This window comes from Chryseobacterium hilariae (genome assembly GCF_051400735.1).
In the GTDB taxonomy this organism is placed as follows: domain Bacteria; phylum Bacteroidota; class Bacteroidia; order Flavobacteriales; family Weeksellaceae; genus Chryseobacterium.
This window is the reverse complement of record NZ_JBLFFJ010000002.1, coordinates 502,983-528,245: the sequence shown is the minus strand read 5'-3', so window position 1 is coordinate 528,245 and position 25,263 is coordinate 502,983. Positions and strand designations below refer to the sequence as shown.

Annotated in this window: 23 protein-coding genes; 15 read left to right on the top strand and 8 right to left on the bottom strand. The window is 37.9% G+C overall.

The window, feature by feature from the left end; translation table 11 throughout:
- Positions 1–171: 171 nt before the first annotated feature.
- The 7 genes from ACMGDK_RS09160 to ACMGDK_RS09130 all read left to right on the top strand — a co-directional run bounded on the left by ACMGDK_RS09160 (position 172) and on the right by ACMGDK_RS09130 (position 7,056).
- Positions 172–1,410 (top strand): OmpP1/FadL family transporter, encoded by a 1,239-nt coding sequence (locus ACMGDK_RS09160; RefSeq protein ID WP_436807654.1) that lies wholly within the window; start codon positions 172–174, stop codon positions 1,408–1,410.
- A gap of 10 nt (positions 1,411–1,420) precedes the next feature.
- The gene (locus ACMGDK_RS09155) at positions 1,421–2,983 is read left to right on the top strand and encodes an SGNH/GDSL hydrolase family protein (RefSeq protein ID WP_436807653.1); all 1,563 of its coding nucleotides are present in this window, start codon (positions 1,421–1,423) and stop codon (positions 2,981–2,983) included.
- A gap of 85 nt (positions 2,984–3,068) precedes the next feature.
- Positions 3,069–4,007, top strand: a complete 939-nt coding sequence (locus tag ACMGDK_RS09150) for a ribose-phosphate pyrophosphokinase (RefSeq protein WP_436807652.1) — start codon at positions 3,069–3,071, stop codon at positions 4,005–4,007.
- 55 nt (positions 4,008–4,062) lie between these two features.
- Positions 4,063–4,716 (top strand): 50S ribosomal protein L25/general stress protein Ctc, encoded by a 654-nt coding sequence (locus tag ACMGDK_RS09145; protein ID WP_436807651.1) that lies wholly within the window; start codon positions 4,063–4,065, stop codon positions 4,714–4,716.
- Positions 4,717–4,932: 216 nt separating this feature from the next.
- Positions 4,933–6,153, top strand: a complete 1,221-nt coding sequence (locus ACMGDK_RS09140; protein ID WP_436807650.1) for an aminotransferase class V-fold PLP-dependent enzyme — start codon at positions 4,933–4,935, stop codon at positions 6,151–6,153.
- Between the two features lie 130 nt (positions 6,154–6,283).
- Positions 6,284–6,454 carry a hypothetical protein gene (locus ACMGDK_RS09135; RefSeq protein WP_436807649.1) on the top strand — a complete coding sequence of 57 codons (171 nt, stop codon included), beginning with the start codon at positions 6,284–6,286 and terminating at the stop codon, positions 6,452–6,454.
- Between the two features lie 104 nt (positions 6,455–6,558).
- Positions 6,559–7,056 carry a T9SS type A sorting domain-containing protein gene (locus tag ACMGDK_RS09130; protein ID WP_436807648.1) on the top strand — a complete coding sequence of 166 codons (498 nt, stop codon included), beginning with the start codon at positions 6,559–6,561 and terminating at the stop codon, positions 7,054–7,056.
- Positions 7,057–7,215: 159 nt separating this feature from the next.
- Here ACMGDK_RS09130 and hemE read toward each other — a convergent pair whose 3' ends face one another.
- From hemE to hemA, 6 genes are all read right to left on the bottom strand, one after another.
- The gene (gene hemE / locus ACMGDK_RS09125) at positions 7,216–8,247 is read right to left on the bottom strand and encodes a uroporphyrinogen decarboxylase (RefSeq protein ID WP_116010301.1); all 1,032 of its coding nucleotides are present in this window, start codon (positions 8,245–8,247) and stop codon (positions 7,216–7,218) included.
- Positions 8,248–8,313: 66 nt separating this feature from the next.
- Positions 8,314–8,985: a uroporphyrinogen-III synthase gene (locus ACMGDK_RS09120; RefSeq protein WP_436807647.1), complete on the bottom strand. Its 672-nt coding sequence runs from the start codon at positions 8,983–8,985 to the stop codon at positions 8,314–8,316.
- Between the two features lie 4 nt (positions 8,986–8,989).
- A complete protein-coding gene (locus ACMGDK_RS09115; protein ID WP_436807646.1) occupies positions 8,990–9,646 on the bottom strand; it encodes a peptidoglycan recognition protein family protein in 657 nt (218 codons plus the stop codon).
- Positions 9,647–9,655: 9 nt separating this feature from the next.
- Complete coding sequence (locus tag ACMGDK_RS09110) at positions 9,656–10,237, bottom strand: DUF1287 domain-containing protein (protein ID WP_436807645.1); 582 nt, start codon at positions 10,235–10,237, stop codon at positions 9,656–9,658.
- A 43-nt stretch (positions 10,238–10,280) separates the two neighbouring features.
- Positions 10,281–11,189 (bottom strand): hydroxymethylbilane synthase, encoded by a 909-nt coding sequence (gene hemC, locus ACMGDK_RS09105; protein WP_436807644.1) that lies wholly within the window; start codon positions 11,187–11,189, stop codon positions 10,281–10,283.
- On the bottom strand, positions 11,176–12,450 hold the full coding sequence (hemA, locus tag ACMGDK_RS09100; RefSeq protein ID WP_436807643.1) for a glutamyl-tRNA reductase: 1,275 nt from the start codon (positions 12,448–12,450) through the stop codon (positions 11,176–11,178). Before hemA ends, hemC begins: the two co-directional genes overlap by 14 nt.
- A 401-nt stretch (positions 12,451–12,851) precedes the next feature.
- Between hemA and ACMGDK_RS09095 the strand changes: the two genes are divergently transcribed.
- The 6 genes from ACMGDK_RS09095 to ACMGDK_RS09070 all read left to right on the top strand — a co-directional run bounded on the left by ACMGDK_RS09095 (position 12,852) and on the right by ACMGDK_RS09070 (position 19,134).
- Complete coding sequence (locus ACMGDK_RS09095; protein ID WP_034700899.1) at positions 12,852–13,877, top strand: rod shape-determining protein; 1,026 nt, start codon at positions 12,852–12,854, stop codon at positions 13,875–13,877.
- Positions 13,878–13,905: 28 nt separating this feature from the next.
- A complete protein-coding gene (gene mreC / locus ACMGDK_RS09090; RefSeq protein WP_426049999.1) occupies positions 13,906–14,760 on the top strand; it encodes a rod shape-determining protein MreC in 855 nt (284 codons plus the stop codon).
- Positions 14,753–15,259 carry a hypothetical protein gene (locus ACMGDK_RS09085; protein WP_034724152.1) on the top strand — a complete coding sequence of 169 codons (507 nt, stop codon included), beginning with the start codon at positions 14,753–14,755 and terminating at the stop codon, positions 15,257–15,259. Before mreC ends, ACMGDK_RS09085 begins: the two co-directional genes overlap by 8 nt.
- Positions 15,256–17,262: a penicillin-binding transpeptidase domain-containing protein gene (locus ACMGDK_RS09080; RefSeq protein WP_436807642.1), complete on the top strand. Its 2,007-nt coding sequence runs from the start codon at positions 15,256–15,258 to the stop codon at positions 17,260–17,262. The genes ACMGDK_RS09085 and ACMGDK_RS09080 overlap by 4 nt, the downstream gene beginning before the upstream one ends.
- Positions 17,259–18,488: a rod shape-determining protein RodA gene (gene rodA, locus ACMGDK_RS09075; protein WP_436807641.1), complete on the top strand. Its 1,230-nt coding sequence runs from the start codon at positions 17,259–17,261 to the stop codon at positions 18,486–18,488. Before ACMGDK_RS09080 ends, rodA begins: the two co-directional genes overlap by 4 nt.
- A gap of 70 nt (positions 18,489–18,558) precedes the next feature.
- Positions 18,559–19,134, top strand: a complete 576-nt coding sequence (locus ACMGDK_RS09070; RefSeq protein WP_436807640.1) for a pentapeptide repeat-containing protein — start codon at positions 18,559–18,561, stop codon at positions 19,132–19,134.
- Positions 19,135–19,220: 86 nt separating this feature from the next.
- Here ACMGDK_RS09070 and ACMGDK_RS09065 read toward each other — a convergent pair whose 3' ends face one another.
- Together ACMGDK_RS09065 and ACMGDK_RS09060 are read right to left on the bottom strand one after the other, a co-directional pair.
- Positions 19,221–19,931, bottom strand: a complete 711-nt coding sequence (locus ACMGDK_RS09065; protein ID WP_436807718.1) for a C40 family peptidase — start codon at positions 19,929–19,931, stop codon at positions 19,221–19,223.
- Positions 19,932–20,267: 336 nt separating this feature from the next.
- Positions 20,268–22,463: a glutamine synthetase III family protein gene (locus tag ACMGDK_RS09060; protein WP_436807639.1), complete on the bottom strand. Its 2,196-nt coding sequence runs from the start codon at positions 22,461–22,463 to the stop codon at positions 20,268–20,270.
- A 290-nt stretch (positions 22,464–22,753) separates the two neighbouring features.
- Between ACMGDK_RS09060 and ACMGDK_RS09055 the strand changes: the two genes are divergently transcribed.
- Together ACMGDK_RS09055 and ACMGDK_RS09050 are read left to right on the top strand one after the other, a co-directional pair.
- A complete protein-coding gene (locus ACMGDK_RS09055) occupies positions 22,754–24,445 on the top strand; it encodes a DUF6909 family protein (protein ID WP_436807638.1) in 1,692 nt (563 codons plus the stop codon).
- 230 nt (positions 24,446–24,675) lie between these two features.
- Positions 24,676–25,146, top strand: coding sequence for a DinB family protein (locus tag ACMGDK_RS09050; RefSeq protein WP_436807637.1), 471 nt, complete (start codon positions 24,676–24,678; stop codon positions 25,144–25,146).
- The last annotated feature ends 117 nt before the right edge of the window (positions 25,147–25,263 follow it).

Sequence of the window (25,263 nt, the reverse complement as noted above, 5' to 3'; positions counted from 1 at the left end):
ATACCCTGCTTCAAAAGTGGATAAGTTACTAGAATATATACGTTTATATTGATATAATTTTAAAGTGTTATTTTAAACATAATTTTCTTTTAGCATATTGTTTAAAATATTAAGAAATATTAACAGGTGTATCTAAAATAATTTTATATTTGGGTTATATAATAACAGTCTATGAAAAAAATATTAGTATCAACTGCTTTATTGGCGGGTGTTTTATCTTACGCAGGAGGCTTCAGGGTATCTCTGCAGGGAGTGAAACAATTGGCAATGGCGCATACTAGTGCTCATGCCGAAGATGCAAGTGTGGCATTCTTTAACCCAGCAGGGATGTCATTTATTCCTTCTAAACTGAGTATAGTAGCAGGAGGGTTCGGTGCAAGTAATAAAGTTACTTTTCAAAACTTAAATACTTTGCAGAGTACAGAAACAGATAATCCTATTGGTACTCCGTTATATGCTGCGGTTGCTTATAGACCGATAGAGAATTTATCTGTTGGTTTCAGTTTTACAACACCTTTCGGAAGCACAATCCAATGGCCAGGAGATTGGGAAGGTAGAGAATTGGTGCAGAAGCTGGAGCTTAAGAGCTTCTACTTTCAGCCTATGGTCTCTGTAAAGCTGGCGCCTTGGATGTCATTCGGGGCGAGCTATATTTATGCAAAAGGTAAAGTAGACTGGGATAAAGCGGTAACGCAGTTTGGAGGTGAATTAAATATTAAAGACGAAAAGGCAAGCGGGCACGGTTACGGATTCGGTTTCTATTTCAGACCTGATCCTAAATTAGACATCAGTATTGCTTACCGTTCACCTATAGATATGAAGGCTAAAAAGGGAACTGCAACATTCAAATTCCCGTCAGCATCTATTTATCCGTTATTAGGGCTGGATCCAAGTACAGGACAGGATAAATTTACAGCAACACTTCCTTTGGTAGAAGAATATACAATTGGTTTAACATATGAAGTGACACCGAAATGGTTAATTTCAGCGGACTTTAACTACCATGGATGGGAAAGATACAGTAAACTGACTCTGGATTTTGCTACGGCCCCAGTGGGGAACCAGCCAGACCCTACAGTTCTTGTATCTCCTAAAAACTTTAGAAACTCAAAAACATTCAGATTGGGTACACAGTATGCATTTACGGATATGATTTTTGGCCGTTTAGGTGCTTACTATGATGAATCACCATACACTGACGAGAACTTCATCCCGGAAACGCCATCATTTAACACTTATGTAATTACCGGAGGTCTTGGCTTTAAACTAAAACAGTTTGGAGTTGATATAGCAGGAGGATATGCCCTTCCTCAGGCCAGGGATGTAAGAAATGCAAATCTTGGCTTTAATGGACAGGCAAAAGCTAAAGCATTTTACTTTGGTTTAGGTTTATCGTATAACCCTTTTTAATTGAAAGACTATGAAAAAAATTATAATATCAACACTTGCCGTTTCCGCACTTCTTTTTACAACAAGCTGTGAGAATGATTTTGATACTGATGTAAAAGATATCCAGGTGACAAGCGGGGAGGCGAACTTTTCTAATTATGTTTCTTTGGGGAACTCGTTGACATCCGGTTACAGGGATGGAGCTCTTTACAGCAGCGGACAAAATGAATCTTACCCGAGCATTATTGCAATGCAGATGAAGCTTGCGGGTGGCGGAGCATTTAAACAGCCTTTAATGCCTAATGATGTAGGTGGATTTATTGGACTGCCGGGCTTTCCTGGAAAATTAACCCTTCAAGTGACTGCAAGCGGAAGCTTGGGTCCGGTTGCAAGTAGTCCTGCAGCAGCATTAGATAATGTAACTCCCGGTGGGCCTTACCACAATATGGGGGTTCCGGGGGCGAAATCTTTCCATCTGGTTGCACCAGGTTACGGAAGCGCTGCGAACCTTGCTCTAGGAGCTGCAAACCCATATTTTGTGAGATTTGCTACTTCTCCAACAACTTCTGTTTTACAGGACGCAATGGCTCAGAAAGCTACATTCTTCTCTCTTTGGATTGGTAATAATGATGTATTGTCTTATGCGACCAATGGAGGCACGAATTCTCAGACTGTGGGAGGAGTGACTACTTATACTCCGGCAACAGTTCAAAGTGGCAATGTAAATCCGCTAACTTATAAATCAAATGATATTTCCGATCCTAATCTTGTAGCGGGATCTATTAAAACTGTACTGGATGGTCTTAAAAGTGTAGGAACAACAAAAGGAGTTATTGCAAATATTCCTTATGTTACATCTATTCCTTTTTTTACGACCGTTCCTTACAACCCTTTGACACCGACAACTTTAGGAGCTAATTTAACAACTCTTAATACGAATTTATATGGACCATTGAAGCAGGCACTTACTGCTTTGGGAGCAGGAGATAGAATTAATTTACTTTCTTCCACTTCTTCTAATCCTGTTTTGATCAAGGATGTTGCTCTTACGAATCTGTCTGCACAGCTTACTGTTGCTCTTACTCCTGCATTAGGATTGCCTACAGCAACAGCTTTTGGACAAATCTTTGGACAGGCAAGACAAGCTACATCAGAAGATTATATCCTTCTTACAACAAGTTCTCTAATTGGAACTCCTGCACCTGGTGCGCCAGCGCCTGCAAATGTTTACGGAATTTCTTATCCACTGCAAAATCAACATGTATTAACAAAAACAGAGGCTTCTCATGTGAAAACGGCAGTTGATGCCTATAATAACTCTATAAAATCACTTGCTGATTCTTATGGATTGGCTTTTGTAGATGGTAATGCTAAAATGGTTGAGCTTAATGGAAAGTCAGGCATTATTTACGATGGGGTAAGATATACTGCCAAATTCGTGACCGGTGGAGCTTTCTCTCTTGATGGTGTACACCTTACAGGAAGAGGGTATGCGGTTATTGCCAACGAATTTATTAAATCGATCAACGCAAAGTATAAATCTAACCTACCGCAGGTAGATCCTAATAAATATTCAGGAGTAAAATTCCCGTAATAATACAGGAAAATAAAAACTTAGAAACCACAAGAGTAATTCTTGTGGTTTTTTTTTAAATTTGCAAAATCTTTAAAAAGTAAAAATGGCCGATCAGTTAAGTTATCTATTTTGTACAAGAACCAGCAAGGACTTGGCAGAAAACATTGCCCAATATTATGGGAAAGAGTTAGGAAAAATCAACTTTCAGGAGTTTAGTGACGGGGAATTCGAGCCTGTTTTGGATGAGTCAGTAAGAGGAGGACGAGTTTTCCTAATCGGATCTACCTTCCCGCCTGCAGACAATCTTTTAGAGCTTCTCTTGATGATTGATGCCGCGAAAAGAGCTTCCGCTAAAAGCATTACTGTTGTAATTCCTTATTTCGGACTTGCAAGACAGGACAGAAAAGACAAGCCAAGAGCTCCAATAGGTGCAAAACTGGTTGCTAATTTATTAACAGCTGCAGGGGCAACAAGAATAATGACCATGGACCTTCATGCAGACCAGATTCAGGGATTCTTTGAAATTCCGGTAGATCATCTGTACGCTTCAAGTATTTTCGTTGATTATATCAGAGCTTTAAATCTGGATAATCTTACCATTGCTTCACCGGATATGGGAGGTGCAAAAAGAGCGAAGAACTACGCCGGTCACCTGGGTGCCGAGGTAGTAATTGCTTATAAAGAAAGAAAAAAAGCAAATGTTGTAGAAGAAATGTTCCTTATTGGTGATGTGGAAGGCAAAAATGTGATCCTTATTGATGATATGATTGATACTGCAGGTACACTTTGTAAAGCGGCGGATATTTTAATGGAAAAAGGAGCAAAATCAGTAAGAGCGATGGCTACTCACGGAGTACTTTCCGGAAAGGCTTACGAAAATATTGAAAACTCTAAATTGTTGGAAGTTATTGTAACTGACTCAATTCCTGTTAAAAATAATTTGTCAACTAAAATAAAAGTGCTATCTTGCGCCCCATTATTTGCGGACGTTATGAAGATGGTTCATGAGCATCAATCAATTAGCAGTAAGTTTATTATTTAATTGATTTTTAGCGAGTTGCAAAATTAAACAAAACAATTTTTTAAATTTTTTATAAATGAAATCTATTACAATTCAAGGTACAAAAAGAGAAAGCGTGGGCAAAAAGTCTACAAAAGCTTTACGTGATGCTGAATTAGTTCCTTGTGTTGTTTATGGAGGTGAAGCACCTTTAAACTTCTCTGCTGAAGAGAAAGCTTTCAAAGGTTTAGTATACACTCCTGAAGCACACACGGTATCTATTGAACTAGACGGAAAAACAATTTCAGCTGTTCTTCAGGATATTCAGTTCCACCCAATTACGGACAAAATTTTACATGCAGACTTCTACCAGTTATCGGCTGATAAGCCAGTAATTATGGAAGTTCCTGTAAGAATTACCGGACGTTCTAAAGGTGTTGTGGCTGGTGGTGTTTTACGTCAGTCTTTCAGAAAATTAAAAGTGAAAGCTCTTCCTGCAAACTTACCTGATGAGGTAGTTGTAGATGTTACTCCACTAAAAATCGGTAACAAGATTTATGTAGGAGGGATCAAAGCTGAAGGATATTCTTTCGTACACCCTGACAATGCAGTTGTAGTGGCTGTTAAGATGTCTAGAAATGCAATGAAAGGTGGTGCAGTAGCAGAAGATGATGAAGATGAAGAAGCAGCAGAAGAAGTGGCAACACAGTCTCCTGACGTTCCTACAACAGAAGAAAAATCTGCAGAATAATATTTGCTTATTCAACAAACCATATAAACCTGTCAATCTATTGACAGGTTTATATTTTGTGATAAAATGATGATAATTATATGAGGGCTATTCAATCCATCGAATCTTTCTATCGCCTGACCAATATCAGCCTTTAAGCCACTACGTCCTTTCAGAAAAAAAGCCGTAAATTTGAAGTGTTCTAAATAAGAGCAATCTAATTTAAAATTTTAATAAATGTTTGACATTCAGGAAATAAGAAGTCAGTTTACTATATTAAACCGCGAAGTGAATGGTAAACCATTGGTTTACTTAGATAATGCAGCAACATCCCAGAAACCGGATTCTGTTTTAAAGGTCTGGAATGATTATTATACAGAGCTTAATGCGAATGTTCACAGAGGAATTCACACATTAAGCCAGCTGGCAACAGAAGAAATGGAGCTTTCAAGAAGGAAAATCCAGAAATTAATCAATGCTAAGCATGATTTTGAGGTCATTTTTACAAAAGGAACAACAGAAGGTCTCAACCTCATCGCCTACATTCTGACCCAGAAGCTTAAAAAAGATGATGAGATTATCATTTCTTACCTGGAACACCATTCCAATATCGTTCCATGGCAGCTGCTTTGCGAAAGAACCGGGGCAAAGCTCAGAGTGATCCCGATTGATGAAAATGGTATTCTTCAACTGAACTATCTGGATGAATTTCTTAGCGAGAAGACAAAAGTGGTTGCTGTAAACCAGGTTTCCAATGCTCTAGGAATTGTAAACCCGATAGAAGAAATTATTGCCAGGACAAGAAAAAATTCAGATGCTTATATTGTAATCGACGGGGCACAGTCTGCACCTCATTTCGAGATCGATGTACAGAAGATGGATTGTGATTTCTTTGTGTTTTCAGGCCATAAGATGTATGCTCCGATGGGAACAGGAATCCTTTACGGGAAACAGGAGATTCTGGAAGAGCTTCCGCCGTTTCACGGAGGAGGAGAGATGATTGCAACATGCTCTTTCGATGGTACTACGTATGCCGGGCTTCCTTTTAAGTACGAAGCGGGAACTCCAAATGTAGGAGGAAATATTGCACTGGGTGCTGCTGTTGATTTTATTGAAAAAATAGGCAGGCAAAATATCCAGAATCATGAAAATGCCTTACTGGAATATGCTCAGAGAAAACTCTTGGAACTGGAAAACATAAAGATTTATGGAGAGAAGGCTAAAAGAGTAGGTGTAGTTTCCTTTAATCTGGAAGGTGTGGGAATATCTTCCGATGTAGGAATGATTCTTGATAAAATGGGAATTGCGGTAAGAACAGGACATCACTGTACACAGCCTATCATGGACTTCTTCAATATAGCCGGAACGGTGAGAGCCAGTTTTGCGGTTTATAATACTTTTGATGAAATTGACAGGCTTGTAGAAGGCGTAAAGAAAGCCCAGAAAATGTTGGGATAACAATATAAAAAGCAGTTAATCAACTGCTTTTTTTAATTTAACATGCTGTTTATTAGTAAATATTATGTTAATGTAGGTTTTCTAGTGAATATTAATTAGTAATTTTATTGAAACTAATAATTAATATATCATGAAAAAACAAATACTATTTTTTCTGATCACGTGTGGATTTTATAATGCACAGGTGTTTTCTGAGAACTTTAACGGAGCCGGATTACCTTCAGGATGGACCACTTATAATCCGGATACCGTCTACAACTGGGAGGTGGGAACAGCGAAAATGCAGGCCCAAACGGTGTAAACACCAATGCGAGATTAATATCGCCTGTTATTAATCTTTCTGCAGTTTCAAATCCAAAGCTTTCATTTAAATATGCCAATAAGATTTATGATCTAAATTCTACCTTGAAGGTTGAAGCCTTTAACGGAACATCCTGGATACAGATATTTTCCTCTTCAGGAGCTTCCGGAACCTGGATTATTGACCTCAGCACACTTTCCTATATTCTTACAGCTTATAGCCTGGCAGGAAGTATCAATTTAGCTCCATATGCCAATGCTAACTTTCAACTGAGATTTGTATATGATGACGCGGGAGATTACTCCTTTGGAGTTGCGGTAGATGATGTGGTTATTACATCAGGAGTATTGGGAACTTCGGAAGTTTCTCTTGCGGATAAAATACAGGTGTATCCCAATCCGGTACAAGATTATCTATATATTCAATCAGATAATCTGGAATTTGATTCTGAGGTTGCGGTAGTTGATATGGCGGGCAGGAAGGTTAAAAATTTCATTGGACGGCAAGCTAAGTATGATCTTTCTGATCTGCAAAAAGGATACTATTTTATTCAGATAGATAATAAGAAAGAGATTATAAGCAGAAAGATCAGAAAAGAATAAAATTTACCAGGCCCGAATCACAGATGCCTCCTGAAGCTGTAGATGAAGTTTTAACCCTAAAAGCTTTCATTACTGAAGTGAATTAATTATAGATTTTTTTTCCAACATAAAAACCCTTTCAATTATTTGAAAGGGTTTTTTACTTTTATAGAATAAATTTTAGATATTCGGCTTCCAGTCCACAACAGCTCTGATGAAAGCTTCTGCATTTTCCACCGGAATATTCGGTAAAATTCCGTGTCCGAGATTAGCAATATATCTGTCTTTTCCAAAACGGTTGATCATTTCGGTGACCATTTTTTTGATCGTTTCAGGAGTAGAATGTAATCTTGCAGGATCAAAATTTCCCTGAAGCGTCATTGTATGATTCGTTAATGTTCTTGCAAATTCAGGAGTAATTGTCCAGTCCACACCCAAAGCTGATGCTTTAGACATCGTCATATCCTCAAGAGCGAACCAGCATCCTTTTCCAAATACCACCACATGGGTAAGAGGGCTTAAAGCTTCAACAATCTGATTGATATACTGCCATGAGAATTCCTGATAATCTGTAGGAGAAAGCATACCTCCCCAGGAATCAAAAACCTGAACAGCAGAAACTCCTTTTTCAACTTTTCTTTTCAAATAGGCAATCGTAGTATCTGTGATCTTCTGAAGCAGTAAATGAGCCGCTTCAGGCTGCTGGAAACAGAATGATTTTGCAATGTCAAATGCTTTACTTCCTTTTCCTTCCACACAATAGCACAAAATTGTCCATGGAGAACCTGCAAAGCCGATCAGCGGAATTTCATTATCCAACTTCTGAAGAGTCAGTTCAATTGCATCAAAAACGTAACCTAGCGTATCATTTACATCAGGAACTTCAATATTCTGAACCTGTTCTGCTGTTCTGATAGGATTGTCCAGCCACGGGCCAACTGATTCCTTCATTTTGAAATCAATTCCCATTGCCTGAGGAACTACAAGAATGTCAGAGAAAAGGATCGCAGCGTCCAACGGAAATCTTTTGATCGGCTGGATGGTGATTTCAGCAGCCAGCTCAGGAGTCTGACATCTTGTAAAGAAGTCATACTTATCCCGGAGAGCAATGAATTCCGGCAGATATCTTCCGGCCTGTCTCATCATCCATACCGGCGGTCTTTCTACAGTTTCTCCGCGGAGTGCTTTTAAATATAAGTCGTTTTTAATCATAATTTATTTAAACTAATACAGCCGTTGCCGGCACTCATTATTTTTACCAGCCAGGCGTGCGGCTGCTTAAAGTTCCTTTTTTATCAACTCAAAAATGGAAGCCAGGTTGTTTTCTTCTGATGTAAAGATTTCTTCTGTAGTGTGGTTTCTAAGCTCACCAGAGGTGGTTTCCCCAATTGAAAAAATCTTCATTCCTTCTAAAGAGTTGAGTTTTGCAAAACTACGAACTCCGCTTGGACTAAAAAAAACTGCAGCATGATATTTTTCAGGTACTGAGGGATAGAGCTCTTCCGTTTTGTAAATAGTGATCTTTTTATAGCTAATGTTCTGCAAAGGAAGTTCATTATCCAGGACATCAATGGCAAGATTACCGCAGAAATGAAGGAATTGTTCGTGCTGGCAGCTACCGATGATAAATCTTGAAAGGGTTTCAGCATTTTTCAGAACTTTGAATGTTCCGAAACCGTGTTTTCTCAGTTCACGTTTCGTTTTTTCGCCAACGCAATAGATTTTATTGTAGTTTTTTGCTGTAAAATCCTCGTTGGGTTTAAACTGATTGCTGAAAAATGAATTCACTCCGTTGACACTGGTGAAAATCAGGGAATAATTCTTTAAATCAAATGCAGCTGTTTTTATAGGCTCTGTCCTGATTACCTCAATACATTCAGCCGAAATATCCGATCCTAATTCTTTGGATAATAAAGTAGCATCTATGGCTTTGGTAAACAGAATTTTCATTAGATTAAGGTTTGTCTTTTAAATGCAGATCAGTCACTAACAGTCTTACTTTTGTCATAAAATCTTTACCCGGATCGTCTTTTACAGTAAAATAATTCGGATCCGTTTCTTTCCAAAGTTTAGAACCTCTGAATGCGCCATATTCTGAATGGCCTATAAGATATTCAATATTATATTTTTTAGTCAAATATCGGACTAACCAGGCGTTTGATAGTGCCTGCTTTTCCGTGAGCGGCTGCTTCCTGCTTCCTATATTTTCAATACCGATTGCACAGTAATTAAGGCCTATAGTGTGTCTTGCAAACATATTAGGCTCCATAAGCTGGTAAATGGTACCGTCTCTGTCAACAATAAACTGCGAAGAGACATTTAAAGTACTCTGCTTTTTTAAAACATTTCTGGCGGATTCCAGATGGGTCTTATTGAAATAATTATAATTTGTTTCAACAGTTCCGCCTGCGGTATAATGCAGAACAATTATTTTAGGAGAAATAGTCGGTGAGTTTTGTACAATGTTATGATGGTCTTTGAGGTACTCCAAACTTAAACGGACTCTCTCCTGAGAATAATCGATAGGCTTGCTGACGATTTTAAACTCGTTGGTTTGAGCTTTCGTAAAACATGATAACAATACAAATAAAGCATAGATGAGGTTTTTCATAAAAGCAGCTTATTTGGGGTATTGATAATGTCCTGTGATGGTATATTTAAAGAGACAGTCTTCCAAAACCTGTCCGCCTCCTATGTTATGCACAATAAGGAATCTTTTTCCGTCAGCAGATTTTTTATTAACAACAATCCCGATATGCGTCAGATTTCCCGGTAAAATCCATGTTACAATATCTCCCGGAACATAAAGTGCGGGGTTGGTTTCAATAGATTTTACTTTTCCAAATTTTGAAAAAAATACGGCAAGATTGGGAACTCTTCTATGATCAATATTCGTGTCAGGCTTTTTTAATCCCCAGGTTTTCGGATACTTTGAAAAGTTCTTTACCATATCCTCGTGTACTTCTTTTTGCAGATCAATACCGAGTTTTCTGTATGCTCTTATGATAACATCCGTGCAAACTCCTTTGTCAGCCGGAACATCGCCGTTGGGATATTTAAGCATGAAATAGGCAGGATCGTACTTAACGGAGCTGTCTATTAGCGTCAAAGCAGAATTGGACAGTTGAAGGCCAAATTTATTCTGCGCATTTGCAATAAATACACAAAATAGAAATACGAATAAAAAAAAGGATTTTTTCATTGTTCTGCACTTGCGAATATAAACGTTTAATCTGCTTAAAATTCTAATACGAATTCTTAATTTCAGTCATCAGTTCTTTTCCTCCGTTTTCAAGAACGACCTTGGCGAACTTCTTTCCAAAATTTTCGGTGTCATTATATTCAAAGTTCTCATCGGTAGCAATGCAGTTTTTGCCATCAAGAGAGCAAAGAGCAGCTTTGAAGCGGATCTGGTTTTCGATCATCTCAGCAAAAGCTCCGATTGGGGCCGTGCAGCCGCCTTCCAGTGTGCTCAGGAAACTTCTTTCGATCTCTACACAGATTTGGGTTTTCTTATGGTTAATCTGGCTCAGGATTTCATTGATCTCTGTTTTATCAGAATGTCCGGCAACAGCAATGACTCCCTGCGAAGCGGCCGGGATCATTAGCGGAAGCATTTCATAATCAATGTCCATTTTCATTCTCTTGATTCCTGCCAGAGACAGAATGGTGGCATCAAAATCTCCTTCTTCCAGTTTCTGAAGACGGGTCTGAATATTCCCGCGGATGTCAGAAAACTCAGCATGAGGATAATTTTTTAACCAGAATGCCCTTCTTCTTAAGCTGCTTGTGGCTAGCTTAAATTCATGGAACTCTTTATTTCTTGCAGATTCTTTTCTGATGAGTACGTCCTGAGGAAAATCTCTTTCCAGGTAAGCAACAATCTCAATATTTTGAGGCAGTTGCGTAGGGACATCCTTTAAAGAGTGTACGGCAATATCAATTTCGTCATTCAATAAGGCAACATCAAGGTCTCTTGTAAAAACCCCGGTGATTCCTAATGAATAGAGCGGCTGATTTAAGTTCTTGTCGCCGGAAGATATGATAGGAACGATTTCCGTTAAATAATTACGGTTCTGTAGGTGCCTGGCAACCTCTCTTGCCTGCCAAAGTGCAAGTGCGGAATTTCGTGTTCCGATTCTAATGCTTTTCATTGAATTCGTTGTTTGGTTGTTCAACTAATATTTCGTGCATTAATTTACTAATTTCTTCGGCTTTTAAAGGATTGTCGATGATAAATTTTGCAAAACGGTTGGTGATTTTCTGGATCATTTTGTCAGAAAGCTCCATGTCCGTGATGTTTATGTATTTATTTTTTTTATAAAAATTATGCATTTCATTGCGTTCCATATTCTTCAGAACCGCTTTGAAATGGTGAATATTGGGTGCTAGCTTTCTCTTTTTTTCCCATTCCAGAAACTCTTTCATCAGTTCTTTGATGATTTTTTCAGCTTTTGGAATCTCTTTTTCCCGCTGCTGAATCGTTTCCTGGATCTGCTTTGAAAGCTCATCTACATCAATCAGGGTTACGTTTTCATTCTCGGTAACATCTTTTTCAACGTTGTGAGGAATAGAAAGATCAATCACAAGAGTTTCTTTTCCGTTCGGAAAATGAGATTTATTAATAATAGGATGTCTGGCTCCTGTAGCAACAATAAGAATATCAGTATTTTTTAATTCCCTGTCAAAATCAGAATAATCAACATGAGGAATACTGTATTTCTGGGAAATCTTTTCAGCTTTCTCCTGAGTTCTGTTGGCAATTTTAATTTTTGGCTGGTAGACATGCTTAACCAGGTTTTCAACCGTATTTTGTCCGATCTCTCCCACACCCAAAAGAAGAATATTCTTTTCTGTAATTTTCTTCTGGCTGTTTAAAATATAATGAACTGCAGCATAAGATACAGAGGCGGCTCCGTTGGAAATTCCGGTCTCATTTTTAATTCTTTTCGAAATCTGAATTGCTGCATTAATTGCTCTCTCCAGATATGGATTGGAGTTCTGTCTTTCTTTTTTAAAACGGCTATATGCTTTTTTGATCTGCCCTATGATCTCAAAATCTCCAATAATCTGACTTTCCAGCCCGGCTGCCACCCTGAAAAGATGGATAAGTGCCTCTTCTTTGGTAAGAATATTGGCAAACTGAAGAAAATCTGTAAGGTGTACTCCGATTGTTTTGCAGTATTCCTCTGCTACCAGGAGATAATTCGGAGAAGTAGTGTAGATCTCGGTTCTGTTACATGTGGAAACCACAAATGCGTCCCCTAAATCCATATTGTGGACCCTGGCGACAAAATTCTTGATGTTATCATCAAAAAATGCAAACTTCCCCCGCGTTTCCACATCAGCCTTTTCGTAGCTGATGGAAAGTACAGCAAAATTTGATGTCTGATGAATATTGGAATACTGTAACATAAGCAGTCGCAAATTTACGGATTTTTTAATTAACCAGCCTCTGATAATGTATATGATAATTATCGTGAAAAACTATGGTAACAGGCAAGGAAAGCAGTAGGCAGAATAGGGAAAATTTAGATTTATGGAATGCCTTTGTACCCTGGAAAATATTTTATAATCAACAATTTATCATTTAGAATAAGCCTTTTTGGAATTATTTTGCATAAAATATCCTCATCTCCTGGCTTCCGTCTTTCAGTCTGTCAATTTTAGTTTAAATCAGGCTCCGTAAATGATTAAACCAAAAGTTAATAAACAATTGTGAATTTTAATAAAATTTTAACCAAATTATATTCATGTTAAATTTCTTTAGTGGTGTTAAATTTATATCTTTGTAAACTTAAAATCAGAAGAAAAATATGAGTTTATTTGATATGTTTACGCAAGAAATTGCGATAGACCTTGGTACTGCCAATACCCTTATCATCCATAATAATAAAATTGTTATAGATCAACCGTCAATTGTTGCAATTGAACGTTCTACGGGTAGGCCGATTGCCGTCGGCGAGCAGGCTAAGCATATGCAGGGTAAAACTCATGAGGATATCAAGACAATCCGTCCATTGAAAGATGGTGTTATTGCAGATTTCCATGCTTCTGAACACATGATTAAGGAATTTATCAAAAAGATTCCCGGAATTAAAGGAAGATTTATTCAGCCGGCACTAAGAATTGTTATCTGTATCCCTTCCGGTATTACTGAAGTTGAAAAAAGAGCAGTAAGAGATTCTGCTCAAAAAGTAAACGCAAAAGAAGTAAGGCTGATTTACGAACCAATGGCTGCGGCAATAGGAGTTGGAATTGATGTACAGAAGCCTGAAGGAAATATGATCATCGACATAGGTGGTGGTACTACAGAAATTGCAGTGGTAGCTTTAGGAGGTATCGTATGTGACAAATCTGTGAAAATTGCAGGTGATGTATTTACAAATGATATTGCTTACTATCTTAGAACTCACCATAACCTTTACATCGGGGAAAGAACAGCTGAAAGAATTAAAATTGAAGTAGGTTCTGCAGTGGAAGATCTTGATGTTGACATCGAAGATATCCCGGTACAGGGTAGAGACCTTATTACAGGGAAGCCAAAAGAGATCATGGTAGGATATAAGGAAATTGCACGCGCATTAGACAAATCGATCATCAGAATTGAAGATGCCGTAATGGAAACGCTATCTCTTACTCCACCGGAATTGGCTGCCGATATTTATAAGACAGGTATCTATCTTGCAGGAGGAGGTGCTTTATTAAGAGGCCTTGCTGACAGATTACACAAAAAAACAGGTCTTCCTGTATTTGTTGCAGAAGATCCGTTGAGAGCTGTAGTTCGCGGAACAGGGATTGCCCTTAAGAATATGGATAAATTCAATTTCTTAATTAAATAATTTTAACCTTTTACGACTATATATCTGAATGGGATTTTTGCTGAGACTATTTTCGAAGAACGCCCTTTTTGTCTTCTTTATATTCCTGCAGATTGTTGCTCTGGTTCTGATATTCTCTAAAAACGCCATGCAGAAATCATGGGTAGCTGGCCAGTCGGCTGCGCTGAATTCATGGATTTCGGGGTATATTGATGAAGGGGTTTCATATCTGAAGCTGAAACAGATCAATGAAGGTCTTGTTGCCCAGAATAAAGCCCTGATGACCCAGCTTTATGGTAAAGAAGGTGCGAAAAATCCTGTATTCAGAAAAGTACATGATACATTAGGCGGTGGACAGATCTATACTTTTGTAGATGGTGAGATTGTCTTTAACAGTATCAACAGAAGAAATAATTACTTTACAATTAACCGCGGCCGCAGAGACGGTGTTTTCCCTCAGATGGGCGTAATGGCTCCTAAAGGGATTGCCGGGATTGTAATCAATTCTACAGACAGCTACGCTTTGGTTCAGTCCGTTTTGAGTGTTAACAGGATCAGAATCAACGCTTCACTGAAAAATTCAGGATATTTCGGAACCTTAACCTGGAATGGTGATAATTCAAGAGTGATGCATCTTGCAGACATTCCTAAATACGTTGCTTTAAAAGTAGGTGATACCGTTGTTACAGACGGTAAATCAGCTATTTTCCCTAAAGGGGTAATGATTGGTACTATTGCAGGATATTCTGTAGACAATAAAACTGGTTTTTGGGATATCTCAGTAGAGCTGAGCGAGAAAATGGGTGCTTTAAGCAAAGTATTTGTTGTGAAAAACCTTAAAAAAGCCGAAGTACAGAAAATTCAGGATACATTGCAGGCTGTAATAAAAAAAGAAAATGATTAGCAGGACTCTATTTACCGATATATTGATCATGATCTTCCTGGTTGCATTACAGATTTTTGTACTCAACAGGATCACGATTTTCGGAAAGTACACACCGGTTCTTTATCCGGTGTTCGTCATGTTCTATCCTTTCTTCAGAAATAAATATCAGTTTTTAGCTTTAAGCTTTTTAATCGGACTTTCTGTAGATGCGTTTCTCTACTCGTGGGGAATCAATGCCTTTGCAACAACGCTGATTGCTTATTTCAGAACATTGATCTTCAGAACTTCCACAGATACTTCTACAGACTTTTTCTCTTTTCAGTCCCTTCAATGGGCGCAGTTTTTACTGTTTCTGTTTTCGAGTATCTTCCTGCATCAGCTTTTAGTGCAGTATATAGAATTTTTTAAATTTAGCCGTTTTTTTGAAATATTACTTAATGTGGTGATCACAAGTATAATTTCCTTTATATTTATAGTGGTTTACGCATTAATATTTAAAATCAAACAAAAAGTTTGAACACACGTTATTTAAAAATCTTTTCTGCTCTCGTAGTCATCGCTCTTATTTTTGTGGCGAGGCTTTCTTATTTGCAGCTGTTTACAGACCGTTATGCCTTAAATGCAGCAAACACATCTATTAAAATTGAATACGTTATCCCGCAGAGAGGGGTTGTTTTTGACAGGAATGGAAAGATCCTTGTAGGGAATCAGCCTGCCTACGAAATTTCCTTTACGCAGGCCTTAATGAAACCGGATTTTGATACCCTTGGGTTCTGTAACCTGATGCAGATCAGTAAGGCGGATTTTATTAAAAGAATCGAGATCATCAAAAAAGAAAAATACTATTCAAAGCTGACTCCTATGACCTTTCTGAAGGACCTCAGCAGGGAAGATATTGCCAGGGTACAAGAAATTATTTTCAAATATCCGGCATTCAGTATTGTTTCCAGACCTCAGCGTCAGTACGAAGTAGCTACTTCCGGAAACCTTTTAGGATATACCAGTGAAGTGAATGAAAGAGAAATTAAAAAAGATTCCACATATTACCTTCCCGGTGACTTTATCGGGAAAACAGGAATTGAGAAATCTTATGAGAAAGATCTTCGCGGTATAAAAGGAATGAAATATATTCAGAAGGATATTAAACTCCGGAATATTGGTTCATATAAAAACGGGGCGTTAGACAAAGATGTAGTTACCGGAAAAGATATTACCTTAACTATTGACTACGACCTGCAAAGAATGGCTGAGGAAATGCTGGTTGGAAAACATGGGGCAATTGTAGCAATAGATCCAAATAACGGTGAGATCCTCACCCTGGCAACAGGTCCGGATATTGATCCTAATTTATTTACAGGGCCTTACAAATCAAAAAATCTGTACGCATTATCAAAAGATACCTTATACGAAAACAAGCCTACATTTGACAGATCCGTGCAGGCGGCCTATCCTCCTGGTTCCACTTTTAAGCTGCTAACTGCCCTGGCGGGAATGCAGATGGGAGTAATGGACGAAAATACGGTTTTCCCTTGTGGAGGCGGCTTTTATTATAAAGGTTTAAGAGTTAAGGGACATGGTGGAGCTGATCCTCTTATTCCTTCTATTCAAGTTTCCAGTAACTGCTATTTCTCGCATGCGTTTATTGCTATTATGAATAAATATCCGGGCGATCCTTCCAAAGGAGTTGATGAATGGAAAAAAATCATGAGCAGCTTTGGAGTAGGAGAATACCTGAATAATGATATTGCCGTAGGCTCTCCGGGTAGAATCCCTTCCGGGAAGTTTTATGAAAAAAGAAGCGGAAAGAAAAACTGGAGTTCCGACTATACCATGAACGGTTCTATTTTTAATGGAATGGGACAGGGTGACGTTTTGGTTACTCCTCTTCAATTGGCGAATTATGTTGCTGCCATTGCAAATAAAGGCTGGTTTTATACCCCTCATATCGTTAAATCTATTGATGGTAAGCCGAATCCTGATCCAAGATTCAAAACAAAACATAAAACCCTTGTAGATCCCAAGCATTTCGAGCCTGTACTGAAAGGAATGGAGGCTGTAGTATTGAGAGGAACCGCAAGAAGCTTGAAATCCAATGACTTTACCCAGCTTGCAAAAACGGGTACTGCACAGGTTCCTCAAGGAAAAGATAACTCTATTTTTGTATTGATTGCTCCCGCAGACAAGCCTAGAATTGTTGTGGCGGCAGTAATGGAACATGCCGGATTTGGGGCAACATGGGCGGGCCCAGCCTGTACTGTGATCGCTGAAAAGTACATAACCGGAGATCTTAAGAGGGAACACCTTTACAAGAAGATGACCAGTGCCAGCTTCATGCCTGAGTATAAAAGACAGTGGATTGCGGATCTTAAACGCAAAGGATTATATAAAGACCCTGCAGCAGACTCTGTGAAACTGAAAAGAAAGCAGGATAGTCTGAACCTTATCAAAGAGCAGAAAATAAAGCTGCAGAAAAAAATACAAGAAGAAACAAAGAACAACACTAAAAACGTAAAGCGATGAAGTGGGCAGAAGGAATAGATAAACTAGGCCTCGGGCTGTATTTCCTGCTTTGCATTTTTGCAATTGCAAATATTTACAGTGTTGACCAGAAATTAGGGGAAAAGCAGTTGATTTTCTTCTGTATATCCCTATTTGTAGGGCTTATTATATTCGTGGGAAGAAGCAAATTCTTCGAGAATATGTCTGCCATTATCTATATTGGCGGTGTTTTGCTTCTGATTGGACTTTTCCCGTTTGGAAAAGAAATTCTTGGTCAGAAAAACTGGTATAAGTTTGGAAGCTTTACCATGCAGCCAGTGGAATTTGCGAAAATAGGAACCGCTCTTATGCTTGCAAACTATGTTTCCGGACCGGATTTTAACTTGAAAGTTAAAAAATCACTCTGGACTGTGTTAGCCATTATCGGGATTCCGGCAGTAGTCGTTCTGGCGATTCCGGATGTCGGTTCCATGCTTGTATTTATTGCCTTCTTTATTGCCTTATATAGGGAAGGTCTGAGTGGTCTTCTATTTGGAGTAGGATTTGTTTTTGCCGGAGTCTTTTTGGTGTCTCTTGCCATACCTCCTGTTTATGTAGCATTAACGGTTGTGGTAATTGCCGGGATTTTAATTGCGATGAACTATCACAGAATGTCCTGGGATGTAATTTCTATTTCAGGAATTGCCGGTTCAGTCCTGCTGCTGTGCGGATTGGCTTTCGGGTCACCCTATATTCTGGAAAAACTTCCAAAGCACCAGAGAGAAAGAATTGAGGTTCTTTATAAAGGAGAAAAAGCATTCAGAGATACTTCCGGATACAACTTATTATATTCAAAAACAGCTATAGGTTCCGGCGGTCTTTTAGGAAAAGGATACCGCGAAGGATCAGTAACGCAAGGAAAATTCGTTCCTGAGCAGGAAACCGATTATATTTTCTGCACAGTAGGCGAAGAATGGGGGTTTGTAGGAAGTGCGGTGCTGGTTTTATGCTATATGATTTACATCGGGCGGATCTATTATCTCGCAGAACAACAGAAATCCACCTTTAACCGGGTATTCGGATATTGCTTTGCTTCCATCCTGATGATGCACTTTACGATCAATTTAGGAATGGTTATGGGGCTTTTTCCGACGGTGGGTATCCCACTCCCTTACTTCAGTTATGGTGGAAGCTCGCTGCTTGCCTTTTCTATGATGACCTTTATTTTCTTTAAACTGAATTATTCGGATAAGAACAGTTTGGTATAAACAATAAACTATAAATAGATATACCCTACTTAGGGAAATAGAAACCTTCCGTAAAACAAACACCGATCTGATGCAAGCTTATATTCTGGATCAAAATTATCAGAACATACATTTTACTGAGCACCCTTTCGACAAAGGTGAGTACGAAAACTGTACCTTCAGGAACTGCAGCTTTGAATATGCAGATCTTTCCGGTTTCAGCTTTACAGACTGTGAATTTACCGGATGTAATCTAAGTATGGCAAAATTGGTGAAAACCTCTTTTCAGGACACAGCTTTCAAAGAATGTAAAATGTTCGGGCTTCAGTTTAATGACTGCAACGATTTCGGACTTTCATTTACATTTGATGGATGTCTACTGAATAATGGTGTATTCTACAAAACCTCAATTAAGAAAACGGTATTTAAAAATTCCAGGTTAATTGAAACCGATTTTGCCGAATGCGATCTGTCCAATTCAATATTTTCAGGCTGTGATCTTTCCGGGGCTATTTTCGACAATAGCAACCTTGAAAAAACAGATTTCAGGACTTCCTTCAATTATTCTATAGATCCTTCCGTAAATCGTCTTAAAAAGGCTAAATTTTCTCTTTCTGAGGTACATGGACTTCTTTATAAGCTGGACATTGAAATTGATAGGGATTAGAAGTTAGATGGTAAGTAGATGTAATTCTAAAAATAAAAAAGCCATCAGATTCTGATGGCTTCATTATTTAAATCAATTATTTAAAATTAAAAACTTGTCGCTGCGGATGGAGTAGAAGAAGCTAAATTGTTATAAGCGTCTCCGTTCTCGTTGATCACTCTTTTTGCAAACCTGAATTTTGGTCCCCAGTAAGAATCATTCAGCGATGAGATCATTACCCCTTTAGAAGTGGCTGCGTGGATGAATTTGATTTCACCTTCTTCAGTTACACTTTCTACGATACCTACGTGAGAGATTCTTCTTCCGTGTGAAAAGAAAATCAGATCTCCTTTCTGAAGCTCACTTTTATCAATACTTTCACCCTCCTGAGCCTGAGAAGCTGCTACTCTTGGTAAGCTAAGCCCTGCTGCTGCTCCGAATACAGAAAGAACGAAAGCCGAACAATCAATACCTCTTCTTGTCATTCCTCCGTATCTGTATGGAGTTCCAAGGTATGTTTCAGCTTCTGTAAGGATATTGTCGATGGTTTTATTGTATTTGACTGCCTTTGCAATCTCAGAATTCTTAATAGCTTTTTTCGCGTTTGCGATAGATGCCGCCTTTTCCGCCAGGAAAGAATCAATAAGTCTTTGCTTATCCTGCTCCATTCTCTTATTATCAATAGAAGCTAGTTTGGCATCTGTTTTGTATTCTTTAGCGTAAGTTGCTGGCTGTGAAACTACATAATTTGTAGCGCAAGATTGAACTGAAACTGTAGACACTAAAGCAACTAAATAAAACAAAACTCTTTTCTTCATATATATTTGATTATCCGTGTTAAAAGGAATATTTATTTTCAAAAGCATTACAAAAGTAGAGATTCCGAGCAAAAGACCTCTGATATGATTATTGTCAGGTTCTTTATTTAACACATTTTAACATATTATTTAAGTATGTTAAAGAAAAACAAACCGCAACCGCCTATTTTTGGTGAGTCTGCGGTTTTTTTTATTAAGATTCTTTAACATAATAAATAACTTTTCCTTTATTAATCGGATTTTATGATTTAAAATTCTAATTTTTAGGTTGTTAATAAAACAAAAAAAATTCCCCGGAAAGCCGGGGAATTTAACTAATATGGAACTTTACAGATGTTATTTTGTAAATAACATTTCTCTATATTTAGTCATTGGCCAAAGTTCATCATCCACCATCATTTCAAGATCATCAGAAGCTTCTCTGATTACATCAAATAAAGGAATTACTTTGCTGCAGTATGTTTCTGCCTGCTTCTGACTATTGGATACAGCTTTCGCTGCTTCTCTCGCTTTAATAAGATCCTCAACGCCCAGTTTAATCTTGGAAACGTTTTCAGAGATATTCGTGATCAGGCTCATTTGCTCTTTTGCCAATGTTCTGAATTCTTTATCCGGGAATATTTCTTTAAGACCTTTTACGTTCTCGATCAATCTGTTCTGATAATTTAATGCAGAAGGAATGATGTGGTTTCTTGCGATATCACTTAACACTCTTGCTTCAATATCAATGACAGTAGAATATTTCTCTAGCTTGATTTCGTTTCTTGCCTCAACCTCTCTGTGAGTAAAAACCCCGATTTCTTCATAAAGATCAACGAATTTTTTATCCATTTCCTGCTTAAGAGCTTCCGGAGTAGTCTTTAAGTTATTTAAACCTCTCTTTTTAGCTTCCTTCGCCCAGTCATCAGAATATCCGTCACCTTCAAACATAATGCTCTTGCACTGCTTGATGTATTCTCTTAATACATTGAAAATCGCTTCATCCTTTTTAAGCCCTGTTTCAATAAGAGCATCTACCTCCTTTTTGAAATCGTTAAGCTGCTTGGCGGCAATTGTGTTCATTACCGTCATAGATTCTGCGCAGTTTGCAGAAGAACCTACTGCTCTGATTTCAAATTTATTTCCTGTAAATGCAAATGGAGAAGTTCTGTTCCTGTCAGTATTATCTAAAAGAATTTCAGGAATTTTTCCAACCACATTTAACTTAAGGTCGGTTTTTTCGTCCGGAGAAAGTTTCCCTTCCGTTACTTTTTCAAGCTCTTCCAATACTCTGAACAGCTGGCTTCCGATGAATACGGAGATAATTGCCGGTGGAGCTTCGTTGGCACCCAATCTGTGGTCGTTGCTTGCAGAAGCGATACTTGCTCTTAAAAGGTCAGCGTATTCGTAAACTGCTTTGATTGTATTAACGAAGAACGTCAAGAACTGTAAGTTTTTCTTAGGGTTTTTCCCCGGGCTTAATAAGTTTTCGCCTGTATCAGTAGCTAAAGACCAGTTGTTGTGTTTTCCGCTTCCGTTTACTCCTGCAAATGGCTTTTCATGGAATAAAATATGGAAATGGTGCTTGTGAGCAATTCTCGCCATGATATCCATCAATAAAGAGTTGTGGTCTACGGCAACGTTTACTTCTTCAAACATGGGTGCAAGCTCAAACTGGTTAGGCGCAACTTCGTTATGTCTTGTCGTTACAGGGATTCCCAGCTTCATGCATTCAATTTCCAACTCTTTCATGAAGTTCATTACCCTTGTCGGGATAGAACCGAAATAGTGGTCATCCAGCTGCTGCCCTTTAGCAGGAGAGTGTCCTAATAAAGTTTTCCCTGTTAAAACAAGGTCCGGGCGCGATTGGTATAATGCGGAGTCAACTAAGAAATATTCCTGCTCCCATCCTAAAGTAGGAGTTACTTTTGTTACGTTTTTGTCAAAATACTGCATTACGTTGGTTGCAGCTTCATCTACAGCATTCAAAGCTCTTAAAAGAGGTGCTTTATAATCTAAAGTTTCTCCTGTATAAGAAATAAAGATAGAAGGAATACATAAAGTAGTTCCCATGATGAATGCAGGAGAAGTAGGATCCCATGCCGTATAACCTCTTGCTTCGAAAGTGTTTCTGATTCCTCCGTTCGGGAAAGAAGAAGCATCAGGCTCCTGCTGGATCAATAAGTTTCCGCTGAATCTCTCGATAGCTCTTCCTCCTTCAATTGGAGTGAAAAAAGAATCGTGCTTTTCTGCAGTAGTTCCTGTCAAAGGCTGAAACCAGTGTGTGTAGTGAGTCGCTCCTTTGCTCATTGCCCAGTCTTTCATAGCTACGGCTACCTGGTCTGCAATGTGTCTCTGGATCTTTGTTCCTTTTTTAATAGCATCCATAATAGACTGGAATGCTTCTTTAGTTAAATATTCTCTCATGGTCTCTTCTGAGAAAACATTCTGGCAGAATAATTCTGACAGTTTTCCGGGAACCTCAACAGAATTATCTCTTCTGAAGTCCTTAAATGGTAAAGTTTCTAACGCTTTGAATCTTAAAGTTGACATAATAAGGTTAATTTTTACAGGGCAAATTTACAAAAAAAATGAATTCAAAATATTTCACCCCTATATTTTTTAGGGGTATTTGTAAAATTTATTAAAATCAAACGATGGTTTAACTATTTTTAATAGGGTGATGGGCTGGTGAAAGGTAATGTTTAGCCCTTTAATAAACATCACAATGCATTTTTATGATATGCATTATACAATTTTAAAGATACAAATTTAAACTGCTGTTAAAAGATACTTAAAATAAGTTGAGCGAAGATTTTGTATATTTGTGTGAAATTTATTTTATGACAAATTCTAGAGCTAGAGAAACAACGGAAGCAATTGAAAGATTGTATATTTCTATGAGACACCTCTTTTACAGAGGTTTTTTTAAACCTGCCGGTGTTTCTGGAGAAAGTATCAGAAGTTTGTTAAAGACTATCAATCCAGAGATATATGGTACCATGAATATTCCTAATAAGATGGAATTGGATGGTTTGATGTACGTTTTAGACAGACTTCCGGAAGGGATTGAAGAATGTGCTTTTATTCATCTTACATCGGATGAAGGTTTTGATAAAGGAAGTTTCGAACCCATTGTACCTAAAAAGAGAAGAAGAAACTGTTACCGTATAGATGAACACCAGATGAATATTGAAGTTCTTTTGGGACGTTCTGAAATTTATGACATTCTTACCCACTTAACATTCTTATTTATAGAAGCAGATAAAGTGAGGAACCTGGCTTTCATTCAGGATGAAAACTGGAAACCGACACGCGCTTTTAAAATTATTGAAGAAGTAGTAAAAGGTGAAAAGAAATTCAGCAGAAAAGAAAAAGAAGTTGCTCTTATTCATTTATCTTCATTAATAGGAAGAACTTTTGAAGAAACGCTGAATGCTTACAATGCATTCGGGGATGATGAAAATCCAGACCGTTTATTCAAAATCATCTACAACTTAGGAAAAGTAAGTCTGGAAGATGCAAAACAGACGAGAGAAAGAGAGATTCATTTCAGTGCTATATTAAAGGAAAGAGTGGGACATCACTATTTTGGTGAAAAATGGGCCAACAAAGTGAAAGAAGTTTTATTTGAAAACGATCTTCATATGCGTCCGCTTCACATCATTTCTGCCAATATGCACTCTGTGAAAAATATGCTGTACGGAAATGATGCCTTAAAGAAAAAAGACAACAAACAAGTAGATTACAAACTTTACGGAGATATTTCCGATAAAAAAGAGCTTCGCGACAAAGTTTCCAAATATGCTTTGGAAGAAGGAATGATTTATATTAATGATAAGAGCGGAAGTAATATAGATGTTCAGATCATTGATCTAAGCAAGACTGACCTTAAAAATACTCCGTTCAACGGTATAAAATATGGCGGAGACGATGTGATCATGGTTTTCGATTATGCTTTCGGAGAGCAGGCATTTGAGGTGATGGACGAATTATTGAGGCCTTTCGAGCACAAAGGAGAGGTGTATATGATGAAAGTGAAATCCGTTTCCATTATGGGTAAAGCAGGAATTCTTGCCGGAGGAAAAGGAGATATCATGATTCCTACCGCCCATATTTTTGAAGGAACAGCGGATAACTATCCTTTTGAAAATGCTTTAAAGCTGGATGACTTTAAAGATGATGAACTGAAAGCATTTGAAGGTCCTATGATTACAGTTTTGGGAACATCACTTCAAAATAGAGATATCCTTTCTTACTTTATGAATACTTCATGGAAAGCCATCGGTCTTGAAATGGAAGGAGCGCATTACCAGAAAGCCATTCAGGTAGCTTCTAAGATCAGACATCATATTGCACCGGACCTGTTCGTGTGTTATGCATACTATGCTTCGGATAATCCATTGGAAACAGGAAGTACCCTTTCTTCAGGAGGTTTAGGTCTTACAGGAGTAAAGCCTACTTATCTGATCACTTTAAGAATCCTTGAAAAGATTTTACAAAGCGGGAAAAAAGAAATTCCGGCTAAAAAATAATTGATTTTAAATCATATATGAACCTCAGATGTATTTTACATTTGAGGTTTTTTTGTTTTGAGCACTAATGATACAAATGTTTTCAGGGATGAGACGAATGATCCCTGTCAAGGTCTAATCTTGACAAGGATTGCAGAAAATATGTATAATCATCTGAGAATCTGTTGATAAAATTTTAAAAATCAGAGCAAATAAAAATAATTATCTTTAGAAAACATAAATTTCAAACAATGAGCTCAGTTGCACAATTAGCAAAAAGATTCAGGGAAGTCTTGCTGGATGGCTTATGGATCGCCAATACCAATTTTAAAGATCAGCTTAAAGATGTTACCTGGGAACAGGCGGTCACAAAAGTAAACTCCTTAAACACAATCGCTATGCTTACATTTCATATCGATTATTATATTGCAGGATTGATCAATGTTTTTGAAGGTGGCGATTTGGAAATAAGAGATAAGTACAGTTTCGATCTTCCGCCCATTGAGTCTCAGGAACAATGGGAAGTGCTTTTAAACAAACTTTGGAGCGATTCTGAGAAATTTGCATCATTATTGGAGCAACTGCCTGATTCTAAAATGGATGAAGTTTTTGTTGATGAGAAATACGGAACATATATAAGGAATATTGATGGAATGATTGAGCATTCTTATTATCATTTGGGACAGATTACATTAATTAAAAAGATGCTGACTCATCCATAATTTGGAACACAAATACCACTAACATTTTTCACGAATCATGAGTGTTTAAAAAAAGCAAAATCTGCATGAGCAAACTTAACCATCAGAATGAAAACCCATCTAAAGTGTTAACAGATC

Bases quoted from the DNA above. Each gene is read 5' to 3' on its own strand.
- ACMGDK_RS09160 (WP_436807654.1), top strand. From the start codon at position 172: ATGAAAAAAATATTAGTATCAACTGCTTTATTGGCGGGTGTTTTATCT.
- ACMGDK_RS09155 (WP_436807653.1), top strand. From the start codon at position 1,421: ATGAAAAAAATTATAATATCAACACTTGCCGTTTCCGCACTTCTTTTT.
- ACMGDK_RS09150 (WP_436807652.1), top strand. From the start codon at position 3,069: ATGGCCGATCAGTTAAGTTATCTATTTTGTACAAGAACCAGCAAGGAC.
- ACMGDK_RS09145 (WP_436807651.1), top strand. From the start codon at position 4,063: ATGAAATCTATTACAATTCAAGGTACAAAAAGAGAAAGCGTGGGCAAA.
- ACMGDK_RS09140 (WP_436807650.1), top strand. From the start codon at position 4,933: ATGTTTGACATTCAGGAAATAAGAAGTCAGTTTACTATATTAAACCGC.
- ACMGDK_RS09135 (WP_436807649.1), top strand. From the start codon at position 6,284: ATGAAAAAACAAATACTATTTTTTCTGATCACGTGTGGATTTTATAAT.
- hemE (WP_116010301.1), bottom strand. From the start codon at position 8,247: ATGATTAAAAACGACTTATATTTAAAAGCACTCCGCGGAGAAACTGTA.
- ACMGDK_RS09120 (WP_436807647.1), bottom strand. From the start codon at position 8,985: ATGAAAATTCTGTTTACCAAAGCCATAGATGCTACTTTATTATCCAAA.
- ACMGDK_RS09115 (WP_436807646.1), bottom strand. From the start codon at position 9,646: ATGAAAAACCTCATCTATGCTTTATTTGTATTGTTATCATGTTTTACG.
- ACMGDK_RS09110 (WP_436807645.1), bottom strand. From the start codon at position 10,237: ATGAAAAAATCCTTTTTTTTATTCGTATTTCTATTTTGTGTATTTATT.
- hemC (WP_436807644.1), bottom strand. From the start codon at position 11,189: ATGAAAAGCATTAGAATCGGAACACGAAATTCCGCACTTGCACTTTGG.
- hemA (WP_436807643.1), bottom strand. From the start codon at position 12,450: ATGTTACAGTATTCCAATATTCATCAGACATCAAATTTTGCTGTACTT.
- ACMGDK_RS09095 (WP_034700899.1), top strand. From the start codon at position 12,852: ATGAGTTTATTTGATATGTTTACGCAAGAAATTGCGATAGACCTTGGT.
- mreC (WP_426049999.1), top strand. From the start codon at position 13,906: ATGGGATTTTTGCTGAGACTATTTTCGAAGAACGCCCTTTTTGTCTTC.
- ACMGDK_RS09085 (WP_034724152.1), top strand. From the start codon at position 14,753: ATGATTAGCAGGACTCTATTTACCGATATATTGATCATGATCTTCCTG.
- rodA (WP_436807641.1), top strand. From the start codon at position 17,259: ATGAAGTGGGCAGAAGGAATAGATAAACTAGGCCTCGGGCTGTATTTC.
- ACMGDK_RS09070 (WP_436807640.1), top strand. From the start codon at position 18,559: ATGCAAGCTTATATTCTGGATCAAAATTATCAGAACATACATTTTACT.
- ACMGDK_RS09065 (WP_436807718.1), bottom strand. From the start codon at position 19,931: ATGAAGAAAAGAGTTTTGTTTTATTTAGTTGCTTTAGTGTCTACAGTT.
- ACMGDK_RS09060 (WP_436807639.1), bottom strand. From the start codon at position 22,463: ATGTCAACTTTAAGATTCAAAGCGTTAGAAACTTTACCATTTAAGGAC.
- ACMGDK_RS09055 (WP_436807638.1), top strand. From the start codon at position 22,754: ATGACAAATTCTAGAGCTAGAGAAACAACGGAAGCAATTGAAAGATTG.
- ACMGDK_RS09050 (WP_436807637.1), top strand. From the start codon at position 24,676: ATGAGCTCAGTTGCACAATTAGCAAAAAGATTCAGGGAAGTCTTGCTG.